Origin of the sequence: Streptomyces montanisoli (assembly GCF_017813245.1) — a bacterium.
Taxonomy (GTDB): domain Bacteria; phylum Actinomycetota; class Actinomycetes; order Streptomycetales; family Streptomycetaceae; genus Streptomyces; species Streptomyces montanisoli.
The window spans coordinates 1-4,448 of sequence record NZ_JAGIQL010000283.1 but is presented as its reverse complement, the minus strand read 5'-3'; the positions used below and the strand labels follow the sequence as shown (position 1 = coordinate 4,448).

3 protein-coding genes and 1 pseudogene are annotated in these 4,448 nt (G+C 74.3%); 1 reads left to right on the top strand and 3 read right to left on the bottom strand.

The features are described 5' to 3' along the window. Window positions 1-1,852, bottom strand: a 1,852-nt coding sequence (locus tag JFN87_RS32140) for an ATP-dependent helicase (RefSeq protein ID WP_307865676.1), incomplete at its 3' end; no start/stop codon positions are given. A gap of 163 nt (window positions 1,853-2,015) precedes the next feature. Between JFN87_RS32140 and JFN87_RS32135 the strand changes: the two genes are divergently transcribed. Then, complete coding sequence (locus tag JFN87_RS32135) at window positions 2,016-2,258, top strand: mycoredoxin (protein WP_209345895.1); 243 nt, start codon at window positions 2,016-2,018, stop codon at window positions 2,256-2,258. A gap of 96 nt (window positions 2,259-2,354) precedes the next feature. Here JFN87_RS32135 and nudC read toward each other — a convergent pair whose 3' ends face one another. Then, window positions 2,355-3,308: an NAD(+) diphosphatase gene (nudC, locus tag JFN87_RS32130; RefSeq protein ID WP_209345893.1), complete on the bottom strand. Its 954-nt coding sequence runs from the start codon at window positions 3,306-3,308 to the stop codon at window positions 2,355-2,357. 168 nt (window positions 3,309-3,476) lie between these two features. After that, window positions 3,477-4,367: pseudogene (locus tag JFN87_RS32125) on the bottom strand (PD-(D/E)XK nuclease family protein); the annotation flags it as partial. Window positions 4,368-4,448 lie beyond the last annotated feature (81 nt).

Below are 4,448 nucleotides of genomic sequence, written 5' to 3'. Positions count from 1 at the left end.
CCGAGCCCCCGGCGCCGTCCGCGACCGCCCGCGCCACGCGGCCGCCGCCCGGGCGCAGGCCGGCCAGGAACCGCGTCGCCTTCCTGGTGGGCCGGCCGCCCGGCGAGCGGGACAGCGACCAGGACAGCGACAGGTGCGTACGCGCGCGAGTCACCCCCACGTACAGCAGCCTGCGCTCCTCCTCGACCTGCGCCTCCGTCTTGGCGTACGTGATCGGCACCGTGCCCTCCGCGAGGCCGACCAGGAACACCGCATCCCATTCGAGGCCCTTCGCCGCGTGCAGCGACGCGAGCGTGACGCCCTGCACCATCGGCGCGTGCTGTGCGACGGCGCGCTCGTCCAGCTCGGCGACGAGGTCGGCGAGCGTGGCTTCCGGGCGCGCCCCTGCGAAGTCCTCCGCGAGCCTGACCAGCGCGGCGAGCGACTCCCACCGGTCGCGCACCGCGCCGGAACCGGCCGGCGGCTGATCCGTCCAGCCCTTGGTGGACAGCACGGCCCGCACCTGCGAGGGCAGCTCGACCATGCCGTCGAGCAGGGCGTCGTTGCCCCCGAAGCGCGCGGCGCCGCGCAGCGCGGCACCCGCCTCCCGCACCTCCTGGCGCTCGAAGAACCGCTCGGCGCCCCGCAGCTGGTACGGCACGCCCGCGTCGGCGAGCGCCTGCTCGTACACCTCCGACTGCGCGTTGATCCGAAAGAGGACGGCGATCTCCCCTGCGGGCACACCCGCCGCGATCAGGTCGCGGACGCGGCGCGCGGTGCCCTCCGCCTCGGCCGGCTCGTCCCCGTACTCCGTGTAGACGGGCTCCGGGCCCTTGCCGCGCTGGGAGACCAGTTCGAGCCGGTGGTCGGCGGCGCGGCCGCGCGCCTGGCCGAGCAGTCCGTTGGCGAGGTGCACGACCTGCGGCGACGAGCGGTAGTCCCGCACGAGCTTGACCACCGTGGCCCCGGGGTGGCGGGTGCGGAAGTTCAGCAGGTGGTCGGGGGTGGCGCCGGTGAACGAGTAGATCGTCTGGCTCGCGTCACCGACGACGCAGAGCGTCTCCCTGTCGCCGAGCCACAGCTCGAGCAGGCGCTGCTGGAGCGGGCTGACGTCCTGGTACTCGTCGACCACGAAGTGCTGGTACTGGCCGCGCACCTGCTCGGCGATGTCGCGCCGGTCCTGGAGGACGGCGACCGTCAGCAGCAGCACGTCCTCGAAGTCGATCACCGACCTGTCGCGCTTGAGCTGCTCGTAGGCCGCGTAGATCTGGCCCGTCTCCGCCGCGTCCCGCGCGGTCTCGCGGGACGACTTGCCGAGCGCGGCCACATAGTCGGCCGGTACGGTCTGGGTGACCTTGGCCCACTCGATCTCGCCCGTGACCTCGCGCAGCTCACCCCGGTCGAGGCGGACGCGGCAGCGCGCAGCGGCCTCCGCCACCAGCTGCGCCTTGCGGTCGAGGAGGCGGGGCAGCTCCCCGCCGACGGCCTTCGGCCAGAAGAACTGGAGCTGGCGCAGGGCCGCCGAGTGGAACGTACGCGCCTGCACCCCCGAGGCACCGAGCTGGCGCAGGCGCCCGCGCATCTCCCCCGCCGCCCTGTTCGTGAACGTGACGGCGAGGACGCTGGCGGGCTGCAGGATGCCGGCGCGCACGCCGTAGGCGATGCGGTGCGTGATGGCGCGGGTCTTGCCCGTACCGGCCCCGGCGAGCACGCACACCGGCCCGTGCAGCGCCGTCGCCACGGCGCGCTGCTCGGGGTCGAGGCCCTCGAGCACGGCGTCGGCGTCGCGCGGCGGGAGCGGTGAGGAGTGCGTTGCTGCGGTCACCCCGCCATGCTGCCAGGTCGGGTGTGACGGACGTGCGCCACTGTCCACAGGCGGGATGCGATTGTCGTACCGATACGGCGGAGACGGCGCGGGGTGGCGCCGGGCAAGCGGAGGCGCCCTACGGGAATGGCGGACGGGGGTTGTACGTTCCATGGATGCGCCGCGCCGGAGCGTGCGCCGGGCGGGACTCACACGAAGGAGCGCGAGGGACATGTCGGGCAACGTCACGATGTACAGCACCACCTGGTGCGGCTACTGCCGCCGGCTCAAGAGCCAGATGGACCGGGCGGGGATCGCGTACAGCGAGGTCAACATCGAGCAGGACCCCGCGTCCGCCGCGTTCGTCGAGAAGGCCAACGGCGGCAACCAGACGGTACCGACCGTGCTCTTCGCGGACGGCTCCACGCTGACGAACCCGTCGCTGGCGCAGGTCAAGGAGAAGATCGGCGCCTGACGCCGGCCCCTACGGGTCTGCCGGCGGACCGGGCAGGCGGACGGTCACCGTCCGGGGCTGCCCGGCCCGCCCCGGTCTCGCGGCGTTCCGGACGGGTCAGGCCTCGGCCTTCGTGAGCGGCTGCGGGATCGGCTTGCCGTACCAGAGCTCGATCAGCCGCGCGGCGATCGAGATGCCCATGGGCGGCAGGATCTCGCCGTTCTCGATGGCGGTGCGCAGGTCCTCGCGGGAGAACCAGCGTGCCTCCTCGATCTCCTCGCCGTCCACGGTGATCCGCGCGTCCGCGGCGCGCGCAATGAAGCCCAGCATGAGGCTGGAGGGGAACGGCCACGGCTGGCTCGCCACGTACTCGACGTGGCCGATCGTGACGCCGGCCTCCTCCCACACCTCGCGTGCGACGGCCTTCTCGATGGACTCGCCCGGCTCCACGAACCCGGCGAGTGTGGAGAAGCGCCCCTTCGGCCAGTGCACCTGCCGGCCCAGCAGCGCGCGGTCCTCCTCGTCCGTGACCAGCATGATCACCGCGGGGTCGGTGCGCGGGTAGTGCTCGGCGCCGCAGGCGGGGCAGCGGCGGATGTGGCCCGCGGCCGCGATGACCGTGCGCTCGCCGCACCGTGAGCAGAAGCGGTGCAGCCGCTGCCAGTTCTCCAGCGCGACCGCGTGCGCCATCAGGCCGGCGTCGCGCGCCGACAGGAGCAGGCCGGCCTCCCGCAGGCCCGCGGCACGCGCGGACTGGTCGAGGCGGCCGGGCAGCGTGTCCTTCTGGAGCGCGAAGTAACGCACGCCGTGCTCGTCCGTGCCGAGGAAGTAGCGGTGCGTCTCCGTGAGCGGCGCCTCGAACGTCGGCGTCATGACGAGTTCCGTGCCGCCGTCGGGGGTGTCGTCGACGAGTGCCTGGCCGCCGGAGACGACGAAGACGCGGGTGGTGGGGTGGGACCAGGCGGCGGCGAGCCAGGCCTCGTCCAGGCGGTGGTGCGCGGCGCGGTCGATGCCGCTGTCCGCGGTCAGCCCGATGGGCCGGTCGGCGGTGTCGGCTCCGCCGGTGTTCATGGCACTGCTTTCGCTGCTGGCACTGGTTGCACTGCTGGCGCTGCTGGTGGGCACGGGTACTTCCAACTCCCCCTGAGTGGTGCGGGCGGCTTCGGATGCGGCGGGCGGGCAGGCGAGTCAGGGGTGCGTGCGGACGGCACTGTCCGGGGTGTCGCTCATGCGTCGAGCCTAACGGGCCCGGCCGCGGAGGTTCTCGCGCGGTTCTCCGGGCGCGGGCTCCCCGGTCAGGATCCGCTCAAGCTCCGCCCGGTCCGCGAGGCCCTCGGGGCGTACGGTCTCGCCGCTGCGCACGTACACGAAAGCGGCCGTCACGGCGGACAGCGGCAGCCCGTGCTCCTCGGCCCAGGCGAGCCGGTACACGGCGAGCTGCAGGGGGTCCGCGTCGCGGCCCCTGCCGGTCTTCCAGTCGACGATCTCGTACACATACGGGTGGGGGGCGTCTGTGTCGGCGGGCGTCCGGTAGACGGCGTCGATCCGGCCGCGGATCACCCGGCCGGCGAGCAGCAGCTGGAAGGGCGCCTCCACCCGGTACGGCGTGCGCCCGGCGTACGGGGTGCGCTCGAAGGCGTCCTTGAGCGCCGCGAGGTCGCGCTCGTCGGCGATGCCGGGATCGCCGCCGTCGGGGTCGTCGCCGTCGTCGCCGTCGCTGCCGGGCAGCTCGTCGGGGCCGAGCATCGGGAGCGGCAGCTCCTCGAACCGCGACTCGACCCAGGCGTGGAACCTGGTGCCCCTGCGGGCGGCGGGCCGCGGCGGCCGCGGCATGGGCCGCGCCAGCTCCCGCGCGAAGCCGCCGGGGTCGGCGGCGAGGCGCATCAGCTGCGAGGCGGACAGGGCTGCGGGCACGACGACGTCGCGCACGGCGGCCCTGGACCGCGTGAGCTCGCCGGCGAGTGCGTCGAGGTCCCGGTCCCAGGAGGCCAGCGCCCGCGCCTCCTCGGGCGTGTACGCGTCCCCGCCACGCGGCGCGGGCACAACACCGGGCGCGACGCCCGCGCCCGGCGCGGCGGGTGCTTCCGGGGCGACGTCCGAGCCCCCCGGCCGGGCAGCCGGGCGCGGGCCGGGTCGGAGGAGCACACGGCTGAACCGCAGTCACCGATGGGTCGCGTATGCCGACTCCCGCTTGAGGAAGGGGAGCGGGGG

Coding starts and splice junctions, on each gene's coding strand:
- JFN87_RS32135 (WP_209345895.1), top strand. CDS start 2,016: ATGTCGGGCAACGTCACGATGTACAGCACCACCTGGTGCGGCTACTGC.
- nudC (WP_209345893.1), bottom strand. CDS start 3,308: ATGAACACCGGCGGAGCCGACACCGCCGACCGGCCCATCGGGCTGACC.